Source organism: Bradyrhizobium cosmicum (assembly GCF_007290395.2).
Taxonomy (GTDB): Bacteria; Pseudomonadota; Alphaproteobacteria; order Rhizobiales; family Xanthobacteraceae; genus Bradyrhizobium; species Bradyrhizobium cosmicum.
In genome coordinates this window covers 319,862-341,360 of record NZ_CP041656.2, presented here as the reverse complement: position 1 = coordinate 341,360, position 21,499 = coordinate 319,862, and the positions used below count along the sequence as shown (strand labels likewise).

18 protein-coding genes are annotated in these 21,499 nt (G+C 65.2%); 12 read left to right on the top strand and 6 right to left on the bottom strand.

The genetic code is table 11. The annotated features are described in order from the left end of the window. Positions 1-175: 175 nt before the first annotated feature. Positions 176-730: a fasciclin domain-containing protein gene (locus FNV92_RS01605; protein ID WP_014438964.1), complete on the bottom strand. Its 555-nt coding sequence runs from the start codon at positions 728-730 to the stop codon at positions 176-178. A gap of 305 nt (positions 731-1,035) precedes the next feature. Continuing rightward, positions 1,036-1,797 carry an SDR family oxidoreductase gene (locus tag FNV92_RS01600; protein ID WP_143842502.1) on the bottom strand — a complete coding sequence of 254 codons (762 nt, stop codon included), beginning with the start codon at positions 1,795-1,797 and terminating at the stop codon, positions 1,036-1,038. A gap of 114 nt (positions 1,798-1,911) precedes the next feature. Between FNV92_RS01600 and FNV92_RS01595 the strand changes: the two genes are divergently transcribed. Continuing rightward, on the top strand, positions 1,912-3,441 hold the full coding sequence (locus FNV92_RS01595; RefSeq protein WP_143842503.1) for a malonate--CoA ligase: 1,530 nt from the start codon (positions 1,912-1,914) through the stop codon (positions 3,439-3,441). A gap of 195 nt (positions 3,442-3,636) precedes the next feature. Here FNV92_RS01595 and FNV92_RS01590 read toward each other — a convergent pair whose 3' ends face one another. Beyond that, positions 3,637-4,497 (bottom strand): sulfite exporter TauE/SafE family protein, encoded by an 861-nt coding sequence (locus FNV92_RS01590; RefSeq protein ID WP_143842504.1) that lies wholly within the window; start codon positions 4,495-4,497, stop codon positions 3,637-3,639. A gap of 505 nt (positions 4,498-5,002) precedes the next feature. On the opposite strand from FNV92_RS01590, the gene sdhC reads away from it, so the two are divergent. The 4 genes from sdhC to FNV92_RS01570 are packed head-to-tail and all read left to right on the top strand — an operon-like array spanning position 5,003 to position 8,448. After that, positions 5,003-5,401 carry a succinate dehydrogenase, cytochrome b556 subunit gene (sdhC, locus tag FNV92_RS01585; RefSeq protein ID WP_041747965.1) on the top strand — a complete coding sequence of 133 codons (399 nt, stop codon included), beginning with the start codon at positions 5,003-5,005 and terminating at the stop codon, positions 5,399-5,401. Beyond that, positions 5,398-5,802: a succinate dehydrogenase, hydrophobic membrane anchor protein gene (gene sdhD, locus FNV92_RS01580; RefSeq protein WP_014438959.1), complete on the top strand. Its 405-nt coding sequence runs from the start codon at positions 5,398-5,400 to the stop codon at positions 5,800-5,802. Before sdhC ends, sdhD begins: the two co-directional genes overlap by 4 nt. A gap of 3 nt (positions 5,803-5,805) precedes the next feature. Next, entirely contained in the window at positions 5,806-7,641 is a 1,836-nt protein-coding gene (gene sdhA, locus FNV92_RS01575; protein WP_014438958.1) for a succinate dehydrogenase flavoprotein subunit, read from the top strand. Between the two features lie 24 nt (positions 7,642-7,665). Continuing rightward, positions 7,666-8,448, top strand: coding sequence for a succinate dehydrogenase iron-sulfur subunit (locus tag FNV92_RS01570; protein WP_014438957.1), 783 nt, complete (start codon positions 7,666-7,668; stop codon positions 8,446-8,448). Between the two features lie 7 nt (positions 8,449-8,455). Here FNV92_RS01570 and FNV92_RS01565 read toward each other — a convergent pair whose 3' ends face one another. Next, positions 8,456-9,640, bottom strand: a complete 1,185-nt coding sequence (locus tag FNV92_RS01565; protein ID WP_143842505.1) for a GAF domain-containing protein — start codon at positions 9,638-9,640, stop codon at positions 8,456-8,458. A 437-nt stretch (positions 9,641-10,077) separates the two neighbouring features. Between FNV92_RS01565 and FNV92_RS01560 the strand changes: the two genes are divergently transcribed. The 7 genes from FNV92_RS01560 to FNV92_RS01530 all read left to right on the top strand — a co-directional run bounded on the left by FNV92_RS01560 (position 10,078) and on the right by FNV92_RS01530 (position 18,195). Beyond that, positions 10,078-11,691, top strand: coding sequence for a GMC family oxidoreductase (locus tag FNV92_RS01560; RefSeq protein WP_143842506.1), 1,614 nt, complete (start codon positions 10,078-10,080; stop codon positions 11,689-11,691). A gap of 149 nt (positions 11,692-11,840) precedes the next feature. Beyond that, the gene (locus tag FNV92_RS01555) at positions 11,841-13,799 is read left to right on the top strand and encodes an ABC transporter ATP-binding protein/permease (protein WP_143842507.1); all 1,959 of its coding nucleotides are present in this window, start codon (positions 11,841-11,843) and stop codon (positions 13,797-13,799) included. Between the two features lie 68 nt (positions 13,800-13,867). Continuing rightward, positions 13,868-14,692 carry an FkbM family methyltransferase gene (locus tag FNV92_RS01550; RefSeq protein WP_014438953.1) on the top strand — a complete coding sequence of 275 codons (825 nt, stop codon included), beginning with the start codon at positions 13,868-13,870 and terminating at the stop codon, positions 14,690-14,692. Between the two features lie 22 nt (positions 14,693-14,714). Next, positions 14,715-15,101, top strand: coding sequence for a VOC family protein (locus FNV92_RS01545; RefSeq protein ID WP_143842508.1), 387 nt, complete (start codon positions 14,715-14,717; stop codon positions 15,099-15,101). A 71-nt stretch (positions 15,102-15,172) separates the two neighbouring features. Further along, positions 15,173-15,658, top strand: a complete 486-nt coding sequence (locus FNV92_RS01540) for a pyridoxamine 5'-phosphate oxidase family protein (protein WP_143842509.1) — start codon at positions 15,173-15,175, stop codon at positions 15,656-15,658. Then, positions 15,658-15,900, top strand: a complete 243-nt coding sequence (locus FNV92_RS01535; RefSeq protein WP_014438950.1) for a hypothetical protein — start codon at positions 15,658-15,660, stop codon at positions 15,898-15,900. Before FNV92_RS01540 ends, FNV92_RS01535 begins: the two co-directional genes overlap by 1 nt. 180 nt (positions 15,901-16,080) lie before the next feature. Further along, a complete protein-coding gene (locus tag FNV92_RS01530) occupies positions 16,081-18,195 on the top strand; it encodes an OmpA family protein (RefSeq protein WP_143842510.1) in 2,115 nt (704 codons plus the stop codon). A gap of 64 nt (positions 18,196-18,259) precedes the next feature. Here FNV92_RS01530 and FNV92_RS01525 read toward each other — a convergent pair whose 3' ends face one another. Further along, entirely contained in the window at positions 18,260-20,017 is a 1,758-nt protein-coding gene (locus FNV92_RS01525) for an alkaline phosphatase (protein ID WP_143842511.1), read from the bottom strand. 102 nt (positions 20,018-20,119) lie between these two features. Further along, positions 20,120-21,457: an argininosuccinate synthase gene (gene argG / locus FNV92_RS01520; protein ID WP_143842512.1), complete on the bottom strand. Its 1,338-nt coding sequence runs from the start codon at positions 21,455-21,457 to the stop codon at positions 20,120-20,122. Positions 21,458-21,499: the final 42 nt, after the last annotated feature.

The following is a 21,499-nucleotide window of genomic DNA, read 5'->3' as shown; positions in this document are numbered from 1 at the left end:
TCCGTCCTGAACGTCGTGTGACAGCAATTATACGCCGATGCTTCCGCTTTCGTTACGCCCAGCCGGGCATCGAATCGATGCAAGCGGGCTATCGTGGTCACAATAAAGCGAGCCGGGTGCCCCCGGCTCGCTGTTTCGTCGCATCCGGTGGGGGATGAAACCGGGTGGCGCGGTGTTACGTCGCCGGCATCAGCACGGTGTCGACCACATGGATCACGCCGTTCGACTGGTTGACGTTGGAGATCGTCACCATCGAGGTGCCGCCCTTGGCATCGACGATCCAGACCTTGCCGTCCTGCTTTTTGACGGTCAGTTCCTCGCCTTCGGCGGTCTTCAGCTTCTTGCCGTCGGTGAGGTCGGAGGCCTCGAGCTTGCCGGGCACGACATGGTAGGTGAGGATCTTGGTCAGCGTCGCCTTGTTCTCGGGCTTGACCAGATTGTCGACGGTGCCGGCCGGCAGCTTGCCGAAGGCGGCGTTGGTCGGCGCGAACACCGTGAACGGGCCCTTGCCTTCCAGCGTCGGGACGAGGCCGGCCGCCTTCACCGCCGCCACCAGCGTGGTGTGGTCCTTCGAGTTGACCGCGTTCTGGACGATGTTCTTGGACGGGAACATCGCGGCGCCGCCGACCATGACGGTCTTTTCCTCGGCCCGGGCAGGCGCGACGACGGTCGCGGTGATGGCCAGGGCGCTGAAGGCAGCGGCGGTGAGATAGGCAATGCGCTTCGACATGGTGAGACTCCCGATTGGATTGTGACCGGCGATGGCCGGCGTTTGCGTTGGGCAACAACGGCGCCTGCGACAGTTTGACGTGAGGCAGTCACGCGTCGTTGGTTCGAATTACGGGAGGGTTCGCGAAGTGGTTTCGGGAAATAATTTATCGTGATGCGTGAAACTATGGGGCGGCGCGTCCGTGTGTGAGCGCGCGCCGTCATTGCGAGGAGCGAAGCGACGAAGCAATCCAGACTGCCTCGCGGATACATGTCTGGATTGCTTCGCTTCGCTCGCAATGACGAGTTTGGGGCTACGACCTCGCTTCAATCCCTGTTGTTCGGCGTCTGGATGAATCCACGATTGTGCGTCGGGCTGATCAAGAGCTCGTTGATGCAGACGCGCGGCGGCATCGACGCGATGAAGGCGATGGTGCGGCCGAGATCTTCGGACTGCAGCATCTTGGCCTGCTCCGCCTCGCTCGGCACCACCGGCCGAAGTTTCAGGATGGGCGTCGCCACCTCGCCCGGCATCAGGCAGCAGGCGCGCAGGCCGTTGACGCATTCGTCCATGTTGAAGGAATGCGTCAGTGCGAGCACCGCATGTTTGGTGGTGGTGTAGGCCGGGCCCGGCATCTTCGAGACGTGGCGGCCGGCCCAGGACGAGACGTTGATGATCGAGCCGTCCTGCTGCTTGCGCATCGTCGGCAGCACCGCGCGCATGCAATAGAGCACGCCGTTGAGATTGACCTGGACGAGCTTGTCCCAGCCGTCCAGCTCCATGTCCTTCCAGCTGCGCTTGGGGACGTTGATGCCGGCATTGTTCACGAGCAGGTCGATCCGGCCGTGCCTGGCGACGATCTGATCGGCCGCCTTCTGGGCTTCGGCGGCATTGGACACGTCCAGCGCGATCGCCTCGGCCGTCCCGCCCGCCCCATTGATCTTCGCGACCACGGTATCCAGGGCATCCTTGCGGCGGCCCGATACCACCACCGTCCAGCCGTCGGCAGCCAAAGCCTCGGCGCCGGCCTCCCCGATCCCGCTGCCGCCGCCCGTGACCCAGGCCACGCGTTTCCCGTTCTTGGTCATGCAAACCGTCTCCGTTGCTTCATCGGGGCGGTTTTTGCTAATCCAGCCCTCGGTTTTGACCGGCCTTGTCTAACAAGCCTTGTAGGACAGGCCTTGCGGTCGAGGAAATCTTGCATGAACCACGCAGCCAACGCCAATTTGTTTTCGCGCCTGTTCGACGGCCTCGACAACCCTGCGCGCCTCGCGATCGAGACACAGGACGGCGCCCATATCAGCTACGGCGAGCTGATCGCGCGGGCAGGCCAGATGGCGAACGTGCTGGTCGCGCGCGGCGTCAAGCCCGGCGACCGCGTCGCGGTGCAGGTGGAGAAATCCGTCGCCAACATCGTGCTGTATCTCGGCACTGTCAGGGCCGGCGCGGTCTATCTGCCGCTCAACACCGCCTATACGCTCAACGAGCTCGACTATTTCATCGGCGATGCCGAGCCGTCGCTGGTGGTTTGCGATCCCTCCAAGGCCGAGGGCCTCGGCCCGATCGCCGCCAAGGTGAAGGCGAAGATCGAAACGCTCGGGCCCGACGGCAAGGGTTCGCTGACGGACGCCGCCGACAAGGCCAGCCCCGAATTCGCGACCGTGGCGCGCGCCAACGACGATCTCGCCGCGATCCTCTACACTTCCGGAACGACGGGGCGCTCCAAGGGCGCGATGCTGACGCACGATAATCTGGCGTCGAACTCGCTCAGCCTCGTCGGCTACTGGCGCTTCACCGACAAGGACGTGCTGATCCACGCGCTGCCGATCTACCATACGCACGGCCTGTTCGTGGCGACCAACGTGACGCTGTTCGCGCGCGCGTCGATGATCTTCCTGCCGAAGCTCGATCCCGACCTGATCATCAAGCTGATGGCGCGCGCCACCGTGCTGATGGGCGTGCCGACCTTCTACACGCGGCTGCTGCAAAATCCCGCGCTGTCGCGCGACACCACGAAACACATGCGGCTGTTCATCTCCGGCTCGGCGCCGCTGCTGGCCGAAACCCATCGTGAATGGTCGGCGCGCACGGGCCATGCCGTGCTCGAGCGCTACGGCATGACCGAGACCAACATGAACACGTCGAATCCTTACGACGGCGAGCGCGTGCCCGGCGCGGTCGGCTTTCCGCTGCCCGGCGTCTCCGTGCGCGTGACCGAGCCCGAGACCGGCAAGGAATTGCCGCGCGAGGAAATCGGCATGATCGAGGTGAAGGGCCCGAACGTGTTCAAGGGCTACTGGCGCATGCCGGAGAAGACCAAGTCCGAATTTCGCGACGACGGCTTCTTCATCACCGGCGATCTCGGCAAGATCGACGACAAGGGCTATGTCCACATTCTCGGCCGCGGCAAGGATCTCGTGATCTCCGGCGGCTTCAACGTCTACCCCAAGGAAATCGAGAGCGAGATCGACGCCATGCCCGGCGTAATCGAATCCGCCGTGATCGGCGTGCCGCATGCCGATTTCGGCGAGGGCGTTACGGCGGTGCTGGTCTGCAACAAGGACGCCGATGTCACCGAAGGCGCGGTGCTGAAGGCGCTCGATGGAAGGCTGGCAAAGTTCAAGATGCCCAAGCGCGTCTTCGTCGTCGACGAACTACCGCGCAACACAATGGGCAAGGTGCAGAAGAATATTTTGCGCGATACGTACAAGGATATCTACGCGAAGAAGTAAGGCGTGTCCTGCTCTCTCGTCGTCATTGCTGTGCGAGCCCGGTACGCTGTCATGCCCCGCGAAGGCGGGGCATCCAGTACACTGCGGCCCAACCGTCAGTGATGTGTCCGAACAGGCGTCAGCTATGTCTCCGGCCTAAACACCTGACCGGGCGATGACGGCGGAGTCTGTGGCGCCGCGTTCGACCCAAGGCAGCTACTGCCCGCCCAGCAAGCTCATCACAAATCTGCTGCCGACGATGAACAGATAACATCCGAACGCGACCTCCAGCGTCCGCTTCGACATCGCATGCGCAGCCTTCACACCGAGCGGCGCTGTCACGAGGCTCATCGGCATCACCAGCACGGCGCCGATCAGCGAGACGTAGCCGAGTGCGAACGGCACTTGCAGCGCGGCGACGGCCGGATAGCTCGCCGCGGCAGGCCACCCCGCATAGATGTAACCGAGCGCGCCGGGGATCGAGATCAAGACCGCGAGCGCCGACGAGGTCGCGACCGCCTGATGGATCGGCCGGCCGTAGAAGGTCATCAGCAGGTTCGAGAACAGGCCGCCGCCGATGCCCATCAGCGTCGAGAGGATGCCGACGCAGAAGCCGTAGATTCGCATCAAGGGCCCCTTCGGCAGATCATCACCAAGCTTCCAGGTGTCGCGGGCGAAGATCAGCCGCACGGCGGCGGACCAGGCGACGCAGACGAACACGATCTTGAACAGCCGCTCCGGCGCGTAACGCGCGACCACGCTGCCGACGACGACGCCGATCAGGATCGGCAGCCACCAGACGCGCAGGATGCCCAGGTCGACGGCGCCGCGCTTGTAGTGCGCCTGAAACGAGCGGATCGAGGTCGGGATGATCACGGCAAGCGAGGTGCCGACGCAGAGCGGCATGCGTACCTCGAGCGGCACGCCGGCGATCCGGAAGCATTCGTAGAACACCGGCACCAGGATCGCGCCGCCGCCAATGCCGAACACGCCGGCCAGGAATCCGGAGAGCGCGCCGGTTGCGATCAGCAACAGCGCGAGCTCGACGATCTCCCTGATATCAAGACCTGCAATCACCCCTGACCTGCCCCGGCGACTGGTCGCAACCTCTCCGATTCGTCGATCCCGGGGCTGCGCGTGGAGCTTTAGGCGATCTGATTCCCGCGGTCGACACGCTCCACCTCCCGGCTGGGGTGGATTGCAGGATGCGCATATCCACCATCGGGCAGACGGGATCGGCAGGAGGCAAGCTCAGCGCCATTCGACAGGCCGGCGTGGTGACGGACGGCCGCTCTCAACCTGCCTGGACGGCGTGGTCCGTTTAGAGGCGTTCCAATAGTAATTTCAATGCATCGGACGCCAATGGAACCTATGAATTTAGATTCCTTACTTGGTTGGCGGGCCAGCCTGCTGGTATACCAAGCCTCTGATTGGGCTTGGTTCATCAAGGCTGTAGTGCTGAACCATCGTTCGATTTATGGCGAATTGGTGATTGCGCAGGCGAAATCGACTCCGTAAATAGAGCCGACCTTCCGCGATCCCCATGTGCCCCACGCTGGGCCGCAATAAACATCAAAAGCCCATGACCGCACGGATCGAACGACCGCTTTCACCCCATATGCAAGTCTACCGCTGGACGCTGACGATGGCGCTGTCCATCGTCCATCGCGCCACCGGCGTCGCCCTTTATGTCGGAACCCTGCTGCTGGTCTGGTGGCTGGTTGCTGCGGCCTCAGGCCCCGCCGCCTATGCCCATGTCCAGGCCTTCACCGGCAGCATCATCGGGCGCCTGATCGTGTTCGGCTACACTTGGGCGCTGATGCACCACATGTTGAGCGGCATCCGGCACTTCGTGTGGGACCTCGGCTACGGCTTCAAGGCCAACGAGCGCGAGGCCCTGACCTGGGGCGCAGCGATCGGCGGCATCGCGCTGACGGTGCTGGTCTGGATCATCGCCTACGCGGTCGGAGGTGGAAAATGAGCGCAGCCGATACGCCGAAGCGCAGCATGCGCACCCCGCTCGGCCGCGTCCGCAATCTCGGCGCCGCCCATTCCGGTACATCCGACTTCTGGCGCCAGCGCCTGACGGCGGTCGCGATGACGCTGCTGATGATCCCGGTGATCGTGGTCATCATGATGCTCTTCGGCCGCAACCAGGCCTTCGCGGCGCAGACCCTCGGCTCGCTGCCGATCGCCATCATCATGCTGCTCTTCATCGTCGCCAGCACCTGGCACATGAAGATCGGCATGCAGGTCGTGATCGAGGACTACGTTCACAACGAGAAGCTGAAGCTCGTGTCGATCATGCTCAACAATTTCTTCTCGGTCGCCGTCGCGCTCGCCTCGACCTACGCGATCGTGAAGCTTTCTTCCGGAGTGTAACCCATGGCCGCTGAGACAAATGGCAAGGGCAACGGCGCTCCCGCCACCAACGGAAAAGCCTATCCGATCGAGGACCATACGTATGACGTCGTCGTGGTCGGCGCCGGCGGCGCGGGCCTGCGCGCCACCGTCGGGTGCAGCGAAGCCGGCCTGAAAACCGCCTGCATCACCAAGGTGTTTCCGACCCGCTCGCACACGGTCGCGGCGCAGGGCGGCATTTCCGCCTCGCTCGGCAACATGCACAAGGACGACTGGCGCTGGCACATGTACGACACCGTGAAGGGGTCGGACTGGCTCGGCGACCAGGACGCGATCGAATACATGGTGCGCAACGCGCCCGACGCGGTCTACGAACTCGAGCATTGGGGCGTGCCGTTCTCGCGCACCGAGGACGGCAAGATCTACCAGCGTCCGTTCGGCGGCATGACCATGGACTTCGGCAAGGGCCAGGCGCAGCGCACCTGCGCCGCCGCCGACCGCACCGGCCACGCCATGCTGCACACGATGTACGGCCAGTCGCTGCGCCACGCGGCCGAGTTCTTCATCGAGTTCTTCGCCATCGACCTGATCATGGACGACCAGGGCACCTGCCGCGGCGTCATCGCGCTCAAGCTCGACGACGGCACGCTGCACCGCTTCCGCGCCCAGACCGTGATTCTCGCCACCGGCGGCTACGGCCGCGCCTACGCCTCCTGCACCTCGGCACATACCTGCACCGGCGACGGCGGCGGCATGGTGCTGCGCGCCGGCCTGCCGATGCAGGACATGGAGTTCGTTCAGTTCCACCCGACCGGCATTTACGGCTCGGGCTGTCTCGTCACCGAAGGCGCGCGCGGCGAAGGCGGCTATCTCGTCAACTCCGAGGGCGAGCGCTTCATGGAGCGTTATGCGCCCTCCGCGAAGGATCTGGCGTCGCGCGACGTCGTCTCGCGCGCGATGACCATCGAGATCCGCGAAGGCCGCGGCGTCGGCAAGAAGAAGGACCACATCTTCCTTCACCTCGACCATCTCGATCCCGCGGTGCTCGCCGAGCGCCTGCCGGGCATCTCAGAATCCGCGAAGATCTTCGCCAATGTCGACGTGACGCGCGAGCCGATTCCGATCGTGCCCACGGTCCACTACAACATGGGCGGCATCCCGACGAACTATCACGGCGAGGTGCTGACCAAGAAGGACGGCGACGACAACGCCGTCATCCCCGGCCTGATGGCGATCGGCGAGGCCGCCTGCGTGTCCGTGCACGGCGCCAACCGCCTCGGCTCCAACTCGCTGATCGACCTCGTCGTGTTCGGCCGCGCCGCGGCGCTGCGCCTCGCCGAAAAGCTCACGCCCAATGCCAAGCAGCCGGAGCTGCCGGCGAACTCGTCCGAGCTCGCGCTCGGCCGTCTCGACCGTTACCGTTACGCCTCCGGCGGCACGCCGACCGCGAAGCTGCGCGAAGGCATGCAGCACGTGATGCAGAACAATTGCGCGGTGTTCCGCACCGGCGACATCCTGAGCGAAGGCCAGAACCTGATCGAGAAGGTCCACAGCGGCATCACCGACATCGGCGTCTCGGACCGCTCGCTGGTGTGGAATTCAGACCTCGTCGAGACGCTGGAATTCGACAATCTGATCGCGCAGGCGGTGGTGACGATGAACTCCGCCGCAAACCGCACCGAGAGCCGCGGCGCGCATGCGCGCGAGGACTTCTCCGATCGCGACGACAAGAACTGGATGAAGCACACGCTGGCCTGGCTGGATGATGCCGGCAAGGTCAAGATCGAGTACCGCCCGGTTCACGACTACACGATGACCAACGACGTGCAATACATCCCGCCGAAAGCGCGCGTGTACTGAGCGAACAGCGAAGGCCTTAATCGAATGGTTGAATTCGCACTTCCGAAGAACTCCAAGATCACCGGCGGCAAGACCTGGCCGAAGCCCGCGGGCGCGACCGACGTGCGTGAATTCCGCGTCTACCGCTGGAATCCGGACGACGGCAAGAATCCGAGCGTCGACACCTATTACGTCGACACCAACGACTGCGGTCCGATGGTGCTGGACGGCCTGATCTGGATCAAGAATCACATCGATCCGTCGCTGACGTTCCGCCGCTCCTGCCGCGAAGGCGTCTGCGGCTCCTGCGCCATGAACATCGACGGCCAGAACACGCTGGCCTGCACCCGCTCGATGCACGACGTGAAGGACGGCGCGGTCAAGATCAATCCGCTGCCGCATCAGCCCGTGGTGAAGGACCTCGTTCCCGACCTCACCAATTTCTACGCGCAGTATGCTTCGATCGAGCCGTGGCTGAAGACGACCTCGCCGACGCCGCAGAAGGAATGGCGCCAGAGCCACGAGGACCGCGAGAAGCTCGATGGCCTCTACGAGTGCATCCTCTGCGCCTGCTGCTCGACCTCATGCCCGAGCTACTGGTGGAACAGCGACCGCTATCTCGGCCCCGCCGCGCTGCTCCAGGCCAACCGCTGGGTCTCGGATTCGCGCGACGAAGCGACCGGCGAGCGCCTCGACAATCTCGAGGACCCGTTCCGCCTCTATCGCTGCCACACCATCATGAACTGCGCCAAGGCCTGCCCGAAGGGCCTGAACCCGGCGGAAGCCATCGCCGAGCTCAAGCTCAAGATGGTCGAGCGGCAGATCTAGACGTCGCTCACACTTCGACGCCGGTCTTGGCTGGCCTGGGAATAACCTCCCGCTTGCCGGCCGGTGGAGGCGCTGCCGCCGCGCCGCCTCTTGGGGTCCCGTGATCGATGGCCCAGCGCAATTGGCGGTCCGTCGCGCGCAGCTTGATCTCGCTCGAAGCGAGCGCAGCGAGATTGGCCAATATCTGCTTCTGGGTGTCATCCAGCGTGCGCGGCCGGGTATCGATCACGCAGAGCGAACCTAGCGTGAAGCCGTCCGGATCGATGACCGGGCAGCCGGCGTAGAACCGAAACCCCAGTTCGCCAGACACAGCCGGATTGTCGGCGAAGCGCGGGTCGGTCGCGAGATTCTCGGCGACCATGATATCCTTCTGCAGAATGGTGTAGTTGCAGAACGCCCAGCCGCGCGGCGTCTCGACCAGATCGAGCCCGTAGCGCGACTTGAACCATTGCCGGGTCGGCGTGAGCAGCGTCAGCAGTGCGACCGGAGCGTCGAGGCTGCGGGCAGCCAGCCAGGTCAGGCGATCGAAAGAATCCTCCGGCGGCGTGTCGACAAGGCCGGAGCGTTCAAGCGCGAGAAGACGCTGGCCCTCATTGTCCGGAAAGGGAAACGTCGGCTGCGTTTCGAACGGGACCGGGTGCTCGACGGCGCCCCGAAGCGCGGTTTCGATCGCCGCCGGTAACGCGGGTAATCCGTCGACGAACACCGTCGTCCCGGTGTCGAGGCCGGCTGTGCCGATCTTCCACTCTGCCGCCGAGCGGCCGACAACCAGAATCTGGGTGCGTCCGAGCGCTGGATCGGAGCGCAGACTCTCCAGCACGTCCAATCTGGCGGAGCCCGACTGTTCGGCTTCGATCACGACGGCGGCCGGCGACCGAGAGCCGATCGCGAGCAGCGCCGCGTAGACGTCCGTGTAGCTCTCGACGACACAATCATTCACCTTCGCCAGAGCCGCTTCGTAATCGGCGATGCGTTCCGGGCGCGCGATGGTGATCACCCGCGCGGAAGCAAACATCGGCGGGTGGCTGGGACCGGATATCACCGCGAGAACGTCTCGGCGGTAGACCCGGCGATGCCCTCCCGGGGTTTTCCAGGAAGGGATCGTACCGCCTTCGATCAGAAGCTGCGCGGTGCGAATCGAGACGCCCAGGATCTTGGCAGCCTCCGCCGTCGTCAGAATTTCCTTGTCCATCCAGTCCCATCTCCGCCCACGACCGTGCGCCGGCCGCCTCGTCCCAGGCCTCACAATGTCGTGCTCCCGCTCCTGTTGACAAGAGGGAGCGGCTCCTATTTTGATAAATTTGATGATAATGATAGATTTGATACATTTGATACACTGCCTTCGCGCCGCTTGGCGGATGCGAAGGGCCGTGGCTCACCCTTCTATTAAGAAGAGAGCATGCCCCAGGCCAAATCCTCCCTGCCAAGACGTGGAACCGTCCGAGCCCGGGAAGACCTGCGCCTCGGCCGAGAAGCCCCCGAAACATCAATCGCGGAAACCGCGCGATCCATGACGCCCTTCGCCGGCGTCAGCTTTCCCCGCCGGCGGCGAGCCTTTTCCATTTCCCCATCGGCGCCCGCCCGGAACATCGCGTTCCCCGGCGCCGCCCACTGCCCTGGAGTATCCCCGTGAACGACTCTCTCCCCTCAGATCTGCCGGAATTTGCGGACCGCGTTGCCGCCAATCAACATCGGCTCAACGAAAATCCCCGCGGCAGCTACGACTTCATCGTCTGCGGCGCCGGCAGTTCCGGCTCGGTCGTCGCAAGGCGACTTGCCGAAAATCCGTCCGTCGAGGTCCTGCTGATTGAAGCCGGCGGCGGCGACGAGGTGCCGACCGTCATGGAGCCGGCGGCCTGGCCAGGCAATCTCGGCAGCGCGACCGATTGGGGTTTTGTTGCGGAGCCCAACCCGCATCTGAACGGGCGCGCGCTTCCGATGTCGATGGGCAAGGTTGTCGGAGGCGGGTCGAGCATAAACGTGATGCTGTGGGCGCGCGGGCACCGCAGTGATTGGGACTTCTTCGCCAAGGAAGCCGGCGACGAATCCTGGGGCTACGATGCCGTCTCGGACATCTTCCGGGAGATCGAGAACTGGCAAGGCACGCCCGATCCGCGCCATCGCGGCACCGGAGGCCCGGTCTACGTGCAACCGTCACCCGATCCCGGACCAGCGGCGATGGCGATGCTCGGCGCGGCGAAAGAGATCGGCATTCCGACTTTTGAGAGCAACAACGGCGAGATGATGGAGGGCGAAGGCGGCTGCGCCGTCACGGATATCCTTGTCCGTAACGGCAGGCGCCACTCCATCTTCCGCGCCTATACCTATCCATTCCTCGATCGGCCCAATCTCACATTGCTGACCGGCACGCAGGTCTCCCGCGTTCTGCTCGAGCGCGGGAGGGCCGTCGGCGTCGAGGCGGTGCGTAACGGTCGGACGCTGCGGTTCAATGCGGCCCGGGAAGTTGTGCTCTCGCTCGGAGCGATCCAGACGCCGTCGGTGCTGATGCGCTCCGGCATTGGCGATGAGAACGAGCTTCGACCGTTTGATATCCCCGTGGTCCGGCACCTGCCGGGTGTCGGTCGGAACCTGCAGGATCACGTGTCGTTCGGATGCATTTGGGAATATCGCGAGCCGATCGCGCCGCGCAACACCGCCAACGCGGCGACTCTGTACTGGAAATCCGATTCCGCGCTCAAAACCCCCGACCTGCTATTCTGTCAGGTCGAATTCCCGGTGCCGAGTCCCGAGACGGCTGACCGGGCGCCGGCCCACGGCTGGACGATGTTCGCCGGCCTCGCTTTGCCGAAGAGCCGAGGCAGGGTAAGGCTTCGAAATGCCGAACCGCTGGCAACGCCGCGGATCGAAGCCAACATGCTGTCACATCCTGACGACGTGAAGACGGCGATCGCCTGCGTCGATGTTTGCCGTGCGCTCGGCAATACCCGTGCCTTCGAGCCGCTGGTGGCGCGCGAGTCGTTACCCGGTCCTCTCGGCGCCGCCGAGATGGAGCGCTTCGTGCGCGACTCCGCAGTGACCTACTGGCACCAGACATGCTCGGCGAAGATGGGACGGGATGCAATGTCCGTGGTCGACAGCAAGCTCAGGGTGTACGGCATCGATCGGCTTCGCATCGCCGACGGCTCGGTGATGCCGCGGATCACCACTGGGAATACGATGGCGCCGTGCGTCATCATCGGAGAGAACGCGGCCCGCGCGCTCCGCGACGAACACGGCATCTGACCGCAGCACGTCGGTAGCGCGTCCGACAGCGGATGTTCCGGCGTCCACTCCATCGCTCTGTATGCGAATTGCGCCCCTTGCCGAAAGATGCAAAGGGCGTCGCCCCGGAACCGAAGGGAACCGTTTGATTTCCTTTACGTTGTCTGCTCATGCAAAAGCCGGCCGGAAAGCGCGAACAGGGCAAGAAGCCGCCCATCGTTGAAATCAAGGGTGAGGACGGCGACGAGATCACGCCGCCGCCGCCGGAGCTGGTCGACCCCGACCCGGAGCTGTCGCCCGAGGAGGCCGAGCAGGCGCGCAAGGATTATCTGCTGACGCGGTTCTGGATCAGCGCACGCGGCTTCTGGGGCCGCCATGGCGATCGGCTGGCCTGGCCGTTCTCGATCGGCCTCGCCGCACTGATCGTCCTGACCGTCGCCTTCCAGTACGGCATCAATGTCTGGAACCGCGCGATCTTCGACGCGATCGAGAAGCGCGATGCGTCAACCGTGTTTCATCTCACCGCGGTGTTCTTTCCGCTCGCGATCGGCAGCATCGTGCTGGGCGTCGCGCAAGTGTTCGCGCGGATGGGCATCCAGCGGCGCTGGCGCGCCTGGCTGACCAACAGCGTGCTGACGCGCTGGCTCACGAACGGGCGCTACTACCAGCTCAACCTCGTTGGCGGCGATCACAAGAACCCCGAATACCGGATCGCCGAGGATCTGCGCATCGCGACCGACTCGCCGGTCGATTTCCTCGCCGGCGTCACCTCGGCAATGCTCTCGGCCGCGACCTTCATCGTGGTGCTCTGGACCATCGGCGGCGCGCTCACCGTCACGCTCGGCGGATCCACCATCACCATTCCCGGCTTCCTCGTGATTGCCGCGATCCTCTATGCTGCGATCGCCTCCGGCTCGATCTTGGTGATCGGCCGCCAATTCGTGCAGGTCTCCGAGGACAAGAACCAGGCCGAGGCGGATTTCCGCTACACGCTGACGCGCGTGCGCGAGAACGGCGAAAGCATCGCGCTGCTCGGCGGCGAGGAGGAAGAGCGCGACGGCATCGACCGCAATTTCACCGGCGTGCTGCGGCAATGGGCGCGGCTCGCCGGGCAACACATGCGCACCACGCTGGTGTCGCAGGGATCGAGCCTGGTTGCGCCGGTGGTGCCGCTATTGCTCTGCGCACCCAAATTCCTCGACGGCAGCATGACGCTCGGACAGGTGATGCAGGCAGCCTCGGCCTTCACCATCGTGCAGAGCGCGTTCGGCTGGCTGGTCGACAATTATCCGCGGCTGGCCGACTGGAACGCCTGCGCGCGCCGCATCGCCTCGCTGATGATGTCGCTCGACGGTCTCGAGCGCGCCGAGCAGGGTGACGGCCTCGGCCGCATCAAGCGCGGCGAGACCAGCAATGAGACGATGCTGGAACTGAAGGACCTCTCGGTCACGCTCGACGACGGCACCGCCGTGGTCGGCGAGACCGAGGTCGCGATCGAGCCCGGTGAACGCCTGCTGGTCGCCGGCGAATCCGGTACCGGCAAGAGCACGCTGGTGCGTGCCATCGCCGGTCTCTGGCCATGGGGCGGCGGCAGCGTCAATTTCCATCCGGACCGGCGACTGTTCATGCTGCCGCAGCGGCCCTACGTGCCGTCCGGCAGCCTGCGTCGCGCCGTCTCCTATCCCGGCGCCGAAGACGACTGGACCGTCGAGGAGATCGGTAAGGCCCTGCACAAGGTCGGGCTCGATCATCTCAAGGAGAAGATCGAGGAAGAAGCGCCGTGGGACCAGACGCTGTCCGGCGGCGAGAAGCAGCGCCTCGCCTTTGCGCGGCTGCTCTTGCACAACCCTGATATCGTCGTGCTGGATGAAGCGACCTCTGCGCTCGACGAGAAGAGCCAGGACAAGATGATGCAGATGGTCACCGACGAGCTGCCGAAGGCGACCATCGTCAGCGTCGCGCACCGCGTCGAGCTGGAAGCCTTCCACAGCCGCAAGATCGTGCTGGAGCGCCGCAAAGGCGGCGCCAAGCTCGTCAGCGACATCGAGCTGATCCCGCGCAAGGGCAAGCGCAAGCTGCTCGGGCGATTCCTGCGGCAGCGCAAGGCGCCGCCGAAGAAGGTGGCGTGACGCTGTAGCCCGTTGGAGTCCCCGGCAAAACCGGCTATGCATTCGCCGCTTGCCGTGAGGACCCTTGCTTGACGCCCGACAACGCCCCTTCATCCGCGCCATTCGGCGCGTTTGCGCCGAACGCGGCGCAGGCTGCGATCATTCGCCTCGCGACACAGTCGGGCTTGAAGCGCGGCGCATTCCGCCCGTGGATGTCGCGGCTGGTCAATCTGCTGCGCGGCGGTCCGGTCGACGTGGATTATCAGGGCGCCTCATTTCGCTTCCATCATCAGGGCAGCGCGACCGAGCGCGGCGCGCTGTTCAACCCCCGCTACAATCTCGACGAGCTCGACTTCCTGCGCCAGCACACCCCGGCGGGCGGCACATTCGTCGACGTCGGCGCCAATGTCGGCACTTTTGCACTGGTAATGGCACGGCAGGTCGGGCCATCAGGCAAGGTGGTCGCGATCGAGCCGCATCCGCTGACGTTTGGGCGGCTCGCGTTCAATCATGCCGCATCGAAGGCAATTCAGGTGCGCCTGGTGCAGGCCGCAGCCGGCGACAGCGACGGCGAGCTGATGATCGAGAGCGGCGGCGGCAATCTCGGCGCCACGCATGTCGTCACCGGCACGGCGAGCACCGATGCCATCAAGGTCCCGTCGCTGCGGCTGACGCGCATCCTCGACGAGGCCGGCGTGACCCAGGTCGATTCGCTCAAGATCGACGTCGAGGGATTCGAGGACCGTGTGCTGATCGGCTTCTTCCGCGATGCGCCGCAAGCCCTGTGGCCGCGCGCGGTGGTGATCGAGCATCTGTCACAAGACGAATGGCAGCAGGATTGTATTGCCGACATGGTCGCGCGCGGCTTTACGATCGCGCGCAGGACGCGGAGCAATACGTTCCTGTCGCGCTGACGGCGGACAAGGGAGATTTGCGATGATCGACCATCTTGGTATTTCCGTCTCCGACTATGAGCGCGCGAAAGCTTTCTACGCCAAGGCGCTGGCGCCGCTCGACTACGGCCTGATCATGGAAGTGACGGCGGAGCAGACCGGCCACGTCGCGTCCGCGGGCTTTGGAGCCAACGGCAAACCGGACCTCTGGTTCAGCGCCGAAGGCGCGATGAACAGGCCGGTGCACATCGCGATTCTCGCCAAGGACCGTGCCACGGTCGATGCCTTCTACAAGGCGGCCATGGCGGCCGGCGGCCGCGACAATGGCGCGCCCGGCATCCGCCCGCACTATCATCCAAATTATTACGGCGCGTTCGTGCTCGATCCTGACGGACACAACATCGAGGCCGTCTGCCACGCGCCGGAATAGATTGGTTCATCTTCCGGCAGGAACATCGTTCCGCCGACGCCGTTATCGTTCCTTGCAAGAAGGAGCACGATATGGCCAACGACAATGCACGCGACACGGATCGCGTCTGGGATCTGATGAAGAAGATCGGGTTCGCGATGCTGGTGACGCGCGACGGCGACAAGTTGCGCGCGCGGCCGATGAGCGCCTATCTCGACCGCGACGCCAACACGATTTTCTTCCTCACGGACGCACGGCGACACAAGGACGAGGAGATCGAACGCAATCCGTCGATCAATCTGTCATTCGCAGATGCCGGCAGTCAGAAGTATGTGTCGCTGACGGGCACGGCGGTGGTGTCCAACGACCGCGCCAAGATCAAGGAGCTGTTCTCGACACCGGCGAAGGCCTGGTGGGACAGCGCGGAAGATCCCAACATCCGCGTGCTCAAGATCACGCCTGACGACGCTGAATATTGGGATTCGCCGGGAACGGTGATTTCCTACGTCAAGATGGCGGCTGCGGCGGTGACGAACACGCGTCCCGACCTCGGCGAGAACCGCAAGGTGTCGCTGTAATGCCGATCGAACCGCCCGAGATTCCGCCCTCGACGCCCGGCACACCGACCGAGCCGCCACCCGGGATCCCGCCGGGAAATCCGCAGCCGGAAATCCCGGCGCCGGTGCGCGAGCCCGGCGAATCACCGCAGCCCGACGAGCTGCCGGGACGTGGACCAGAGGAGATTCCGTCGCGCGGGCCGAACGGGCCGCTGACGCCGAATCCGGCGACGGATGCCGGATTGTCACAGACGCGCGCGTGAAGCGATTGCAAGATTCATCTGAATGCGTAATGAACAGCGATGTTTTAAGTAACTTCGCATGAAGAAATAAATCGAGCAGCGTCGCGCCCCACCGCCACAATCCGGCCTAACGCGTATCCGTTCATCGTCGAGCGACTATTCACCCGACTTCGTTCAAGAACCTTCCGGGGATTCACTCTCATGACTCATCTTCGCTTCGTGCTGCTTGCCACGACGGCTCTCACCGCGATGCAATTCGTAAGCTCCGCATCGCATGCACAAGGCACCGCAGCGCCGATCGTGATCGCGCAGGGCGGCCCGGCAGGCGAAGTCGGCCCTGACGGAAAACCGAAGCAGCCACCGAAGGGACCTGCAGCACCGCCGCCGCCCGCGGCCAGGCCGCCGGCTCCACCGCCGCCGCCCGCTGCAGCTCCGCCGCCGCCTCCCCCGCGACCGACCGCGCCGCCGCCCGCGGCTGCACCAGCTCCGCGCCCGGCCGCGCCGCCTCCGCCGCCCCCGGCACCGTCACGTCCAACGCCGCCACCCCCGCCCGCTGCGACGCATCAGGCACCTCCGCCGCCTCCGCCCGCGGCTGCACCGAAGGCACCGCCTCCGGCCGCGGCTCCGCAGCAGCATGCACCGACGCCTCCTCCGGCGCCTTCCTCGGCGCCGCCGGCACGCGTTGCTCCGGCGCCCACGCCGGCAGCTCCGCCACCCCCGCCGCCGACCACGCGCGCGACACCGACCCCACCGCCGCCCCCGGCTTCACCGCCGCCGGGACGAACGCCGCCTGCGCCGACGCCGGCGCCGAGTGCTGCGCCCGCTCCAACGGCAACACCGGCTCCGGGAGCTACGCCGCCGGGCCGCTCCGGTCCGCCGCCGGCCGGTGCACCGACGACCGTTCCGGGCGCGACGCTGTTGCCGACCGGCACGCCTCCGGCTGGCGCCGGTGGACCGCCTCCCGCACGTCCTGGCCAACCGCCTGCTCCCGCGGGATCACCGACGCCTGCCCCGGGCGCAACACCCGCACCTGCGGGCACGCCGCCTGCTGGTGGTGCTCCGACCCCGCCACCAGGACGTCAGGGTGGTCCTGGTACGCCGCCGCCCGGCGGGCCCGCTGCCGGTGGCCCCGCAGCCGGACCTGCTGCCGGCCTCCCGCCCCGGCCGCCGGCGCCTCCCGCTGGTGCCGCAGCGCCGGGTACCGTGCCCGGTTCGGCGGCGGCAACGCCGCCGCCCGGCAGGACCCAAAACGCTCCGCCGACCGTTTCGTCGGCCTTCCGCGCCGCGCCGACAGTCACTGCGCCGCTGCCACCCCCGCCGCGTCCGCCGCAGCGTGACCTGACGCCGCTCGCGATCGGTGCAGGCGTCGTCGCCGGCGCCGTGATCGGCGCGACCATCGCCGACTACCGCAACCAGCGCCGCGAGACCGTCGAAGGCGGCCGCACCGTCTACACCGAGCCGGATCGCATCATCATCCGCGATCCGGGCGGGCAGACCTATGTCCGCGGCAACGATCTCTATCGCTTCCGCTATGGCGCTCGCGACATCCGCACCGAGACCATCGGCGCCGATACCCGCACCGTCGTGATCCGTCCCGATGGCAGCGAGATCATCACCGTGGTCGGTCCGGACGGGCGGTTGCTGCGGCGTATTCGCAGGGACCCTGCCGGCCGCGAGATCATCATCATCGACAACAGCTATCGTGATCCGCAGTCGGTCGGCGGCTTCTATGTCGACGCGCCGCCTCCGGTCGTGAACATTCCCTATGATCGCTATATCGTCGACGCCCAGGAGGCTTCGCCGGAGGTGATCTACGAGACGATGGTGGCTCCGCCGGTGCAAAGGATCAATCGTCGCTACACGCTCGACGAGATCCGCTACAGCCCGAATGTTCGCATGCAGATGCCGAGCATCGATCTCAACACGATCAACTTCGAGACAGGATCGTGGACCATCCCGCCGGACCAGGCGGCAAAGCTGCAGTCGATCGCGGACGGTCTCAACCGTGCGATCCAGGCCAACCCGCGCGTGGTGTTCCTGATCGAAGGTCACACCGACGCGGTCGGCAACGACGTCGACAATCTGTCCTTGTCGGACCGTCGTGCGCAGTCCGCGGCCGAATTGCTGACCCAGCAGTTCGGCGTGCCCTCGGAGAACCTGACCTCGCAAGGCTACGGCGAGCAGTATCTGAAGGAGCAGACGCAAGGGCCAAGCCTGATCAACCGGCGTGTTACGATCCGCAACATCACGCCGCTGCTCAATGGCGGACAGGCCTCGCTACCGCCGCCCCCGCCCGGCACCGCGCCGCCGCGCTGAGGCGAAGCACACGACTACAAATGGCCGGGAGCAATCCCGGCCATTTTCGTTTGAGCCGCACGTGCTACTGCCCGGCGGCGAGGCCGAGCGCTTCGACCATGACGCGGAAGACTTCGGTATTGTCCATCGAGCCGTGCACACGCTCGCTGCCCGGCCCGGTCGCCGTCAGGATGACGTCCTCGCCCGAATGCACGCTGGCACCGATCATTGCCGACAGATTGCCGGGACGCAGCACCGCTCCCGGGACATCCCTGTATTTGTCGTTGGCCTTGAACGACCCGTCGTCGGCGGACTTGATGGTCGGCTCATTGGGATTGTCGAGCTTCGGGCGGAAGGTCTCGTAGTGGTCTGGCAGGCTGGCCGAGAAGATGGCGAGCCGGCGGCTCACATCGACGCGTGAGGGATAGCCTTCCGCGTCCGGAGCCGGATAATTCGGGAATCCGGCCTGCTCATAGACGCCGACGCGCTCCCGCAGCGGCACGTTGGGGGTCGTGCCCATGTCGTCGTTGACGGTGCCGACCAGGCTGTTGGGGTGATTGTGGTCCGCCAGCACCAGGATGAGAGTGTCGTCGCCGCGCGCACGCGCCCAGTCGCGCGTCTGGCGCACCGCATTGTCGAGCATAATGGTGTCGTAGACCGCCCGCTCCATGTCGAGCAGATGCGCGTATTTGTCGATTAGTCCTGACTCGACCATCAGGAAGAAGCCGGTCTCGTTTTTTGAGAGGATGGTCAGCGCCGCCTGCACCTGCTCGGTCAGGTCGGGCTGCTCCGGAAACTTCTTCACGCCGCCGCCCCTAAGGAATTTGCGGTCGAGCACGCCATCCATGTTTCCAGTAGCGAACAGCCCGAGCAGCCTGCCCGCCTCCGGCTTTGCGGCAGCAGCGCTGAGCTCGCTTGCGGTCGTCGCGACCTGATAGCCTGCGTCGCGGAACTTCGCGATGTAGTCGGCCTCGTCCTTGCGTTTGGAGCCCGCCGCCGACTTCGGCAGGAAATTTGCGCTGCCGCCGCCCATCAACACATCCGGCTTCGCGGTAAAGAACTGTTCGACGATCTCGTCATAGGCGGCGCGACGGCGCGTGTGCGCGACCATCGCGGCCGGCGTCGCGTCTTCGATCTCGGTGTTGGTGACGATGCCGATCGCCATGCTGTGCCGCCGCCTGGCAAGGCTGGTGATGGTTTCGACCCTGGGATCGTCGAACGGGCTGGCGGTGCGGTCCGCATAGACACCGAGCGCGTTGACGGCGCTCTTGTGGCCGGTCGCGTAGGCACTGGCCGAGTTCGCGGAGTCCGTGATGATCGAGTCCGAGCCAGCGGTCGCCACCAGCGCCATATGGGGCATGTCGTCGATCGCGAGCTTGCCGCGGCTCTTGCCCTCCACGATGCCCTTGGACAGGATTCGGGCCGCGACCCGATGCGCCGGCGACATGCCGTCGCCGATGAACAGGATGACGTTCTTCGCCTTGCGCGGCCCGGTCTCGTAAACCGTCCATGCGATACTGCGCTGATGCGTGCCGTCGCTCACGTCCACCGTGACGCTGCCGGGCCTGGTCAGCGTGACGTCGCGCAGGATCAGCGCCGACTGGTCCTTGCCATCCTCGCGCTCGACGAAGGTCCCGGCGCGGCCGAACACGCCTGCATAGTCCGCGCCGTTCACCGTCACTTTCAACCTGGCCGGATCGACCGGCCCCGGAAATTCAACCTTGAAGTCGAATTGCGCGCCGGCCAGAATCTCGGCGCGATCGATCGGATAGACCGTCTGCGCCGATAATGACGACGTCCAACAGAGGACGATGAGAGAGGCGAGTGCCGATCCCTTGACCATGCTCGATGCTCCGCGATTCCGTTCCGGATGGGAGCGGAAGCCTAGCGATCGCGCATGACACCGTCATTAAGCCGAGCGTCGCCCGGTCGGGCGACGAAAGCCTCAGCCCTTGTCGTTCTCGAGCCGGAAGATCTGCGAGCCTTCGCTGCCCGACAGCAGGCCCGTGTCGGTGTAGAGCTTCAGCTTGGTGCGCGTGTCGGCGATGTCGAGGTTGCGCATGGTGAGCTGGCCGATGCGGTCGGCCGGCGTGAAGGCGGCGTCCTCGACCTTCTCCATGCTGAGCCGCTCCGGCGCATAGGTCAGGTTCGGGCTCTCGGTGTTGAGGATCGAATAGTCGTTGCCGCGGCGCAGCTCGAGCGTCACCTCGCCGGTGACGGCGCGCGCGACCCAGCGCTGCGCGGTCTCGCGCAGCATCAGGGCCTGCGAATCGAACCAGCGGCCCTGATAGAGCAGGCGGCCAAGACGCATGCCGCTGATGCGGTACTGCTCGATGGTGTCCTCGTTGTGGATGCCGGTGACGAGGCGTTCATAGGCGATGTGCAGCAGGGCCATGCCGGGCGCTTCATAAATGCCGCGGCTCTTGGCCTCGATGATGCGGTTCTCGATCTGGTCGCTCATGCCGAGGCCGTGACGGCCGCCGATGGCGTTGGCTTCGAGGAACAGCGCGACGGGATCGGCGAACGTCTGGCCGTTCAGCGCGACGGGCTGGCCTTCCTCGAAACGCACCACGACCTTCTCGGCCTTGACGTTGCAGTCGTCACGCCAGAACGGCACGCCCATAATCGGGCTAACGATCTTGATGCCGCTGTCGAGGCTTTCGAGATCCTTTGCTTCGTGCGTGGCGCCGAGCAGATTGCTGTCGGTCGAATACGCCTTCTCGGCGCTCATCTTGTAGGCAAAGCCCTGCGCGGTCATGAAGGCCGACATCTCGGCGCGGCCGCCGAGCTCGTCGATGAACTGCTGGTCGAGCCAGGGCTTGTAGATCTTCAGGCCCGGGTTGGTGAGCAGGCCGTAGCGGTAGAAGCGCTCGATGTCGTTGCCCTTGAAGGTCGAGCCGTCGCCCCAGATGTTGACGCCGTCTTCCTTCATCGCCGCGACCAGCATCGTGCCGGTGACCGCGCGCCCGAGCGGCGTGGTGTTGAAATAGGTGATGCCGCCGGTCGAGATATGGAAGGCGCCGGACTGGATCGCAGCGATGCCTTCGTGGACGAGCTGCGTGCGACAATCGACGAGGCGGGCTTTCTCGGCACCGAACTCCATCGCCTTGCGCGGGATCTCGTTGTAATCGGCCTCGTCAGGCTGGCCGAGATTGGCGGTATAGGCGTAGCAGCGCGCGCCCTTCTGCTTCATCCAGAGCAGCGCCGCGCTGGTATCGAGACCGCCGGAAAAAGCGATGCCGACTTTCTCACCCTTGGGCAGGCTTTTCAGGATCGTGGTCATGGCGCTTCCAATCGGGTCTCAAAGGGCTGATGTCAGGGCGGG

What these genes read in the sequence shown, in the direction of transcription:
- FNV92_RS01570 (WP_014438957.1), top strand. Translation starts at nt 7,666, where the DNA reads ATGGTTGAATTCGCACTTCCGAAGAACTCCAAGATCACCGGCGGCAAG.
- FNV92_RS01535 (WP_014438950.1), top strand. Translation starts at nt 15,658, where the DNA reads ATGCCGATCGAACCGCCCGAGATTCCGCCCTCGACGCCCGGCACACCG.
- FNV92_RS01565 (WP_143842505.1), bottom strand. Translation starts at nt 9,640, where the DNA reads ATGGACAAGGAAATTCTGACGACGGCGGAGGCTGCCAAGATCCTGGGC.
- sdhC (WP_041747965.1), top strand. Translation starts at nt 5,003, where the DNA reads ATGACCGCACGGATCGAACGACCGCTTTCACCCCATATGCAAGTCTAC.
- FNV92_RS01605 (WP_014438964.1), bottom strand. Translation starts at nt 730, where the DNA reads ATGTCGAAGCGCATTGCCTATCTCACCGCCGCTGCCTTCAGCGCCCTG.
- FNV92_RS01540 (WP_143842509.1), top strand. Translation starts at nt 15,173, where the DNA reads ATGGCCAACGACAATGCACGCGACACGGATCGCGTCTGGGATCTGATG.
- FNV92_RS01545 (WP_143842508.1), top strand. Translation starts at nt 14,715, where the DNA reads ATGATCGACCATCTTGGTATTTCCGTCTCCGACTATGAGCGCGCGAAA.
- argG (WP_143842512.1), bottom strand. Translation starts at nt 21,457, where the DNA reads ATGACCACGATCCTGAAAAGCCTGCCCAAGGGTGAGAAAGTCGGCATC.
- sdhD (WP_014438959.1), top strand. Translation starts at nt 5,398, where the DNA reads ATGAGCGCAGCCGATACGCCGAAGCGCAGCATGCGCACCCCGCTCGGC.
- FNV92_RS01600 (WP_143842502.1), bottom strand. Translation starts at nt 1,797, where the DNA reads ATGACCAAGAACGGGAAACGCGTGGCCTGGGTCACGGGCGGCGGCAGC.
- FNV92_RS01525 (WP_143842511.1), bottom strand. Translation starts at nt 20,017, where the DNA reads ATGGTCAAGGGATCGGCACTCGCCTCTCTCATCGTCCTCTGTTGGACG.
- FNV92_RS01530 (WP_143842510.1), top strand. Translation starts at nt 16,081, where the DNA reads ATGACTCATCTTCGCTTCGTGCTGCTTGCCACGACGGCTCTCACCGCG.
- sdhA (WP_014438958.1), top strand. Translation starts at nt 5,806, where the DNA reads ATGGCCGCTGAGACAAATGGCAAGGGCAACGGCGCTCCCGCCACCAAC.
- FNV92_RS01555 (WP_143842507.1), top strand. Translation starts at nt 11,841, where the DNA reads ATGCAAAAGCCGGCCGGAAAGCGCGAACAGGGCAAGAAGCCGCCCATC.
- FNV92_RS01595 (WP_143842503.1), top strand. Translation starts at nt 1,912, where the DNA reads ATGAACCACGCAGCCAACGCCAATTTGTTTTCGCGCCTGTTCGACGGC.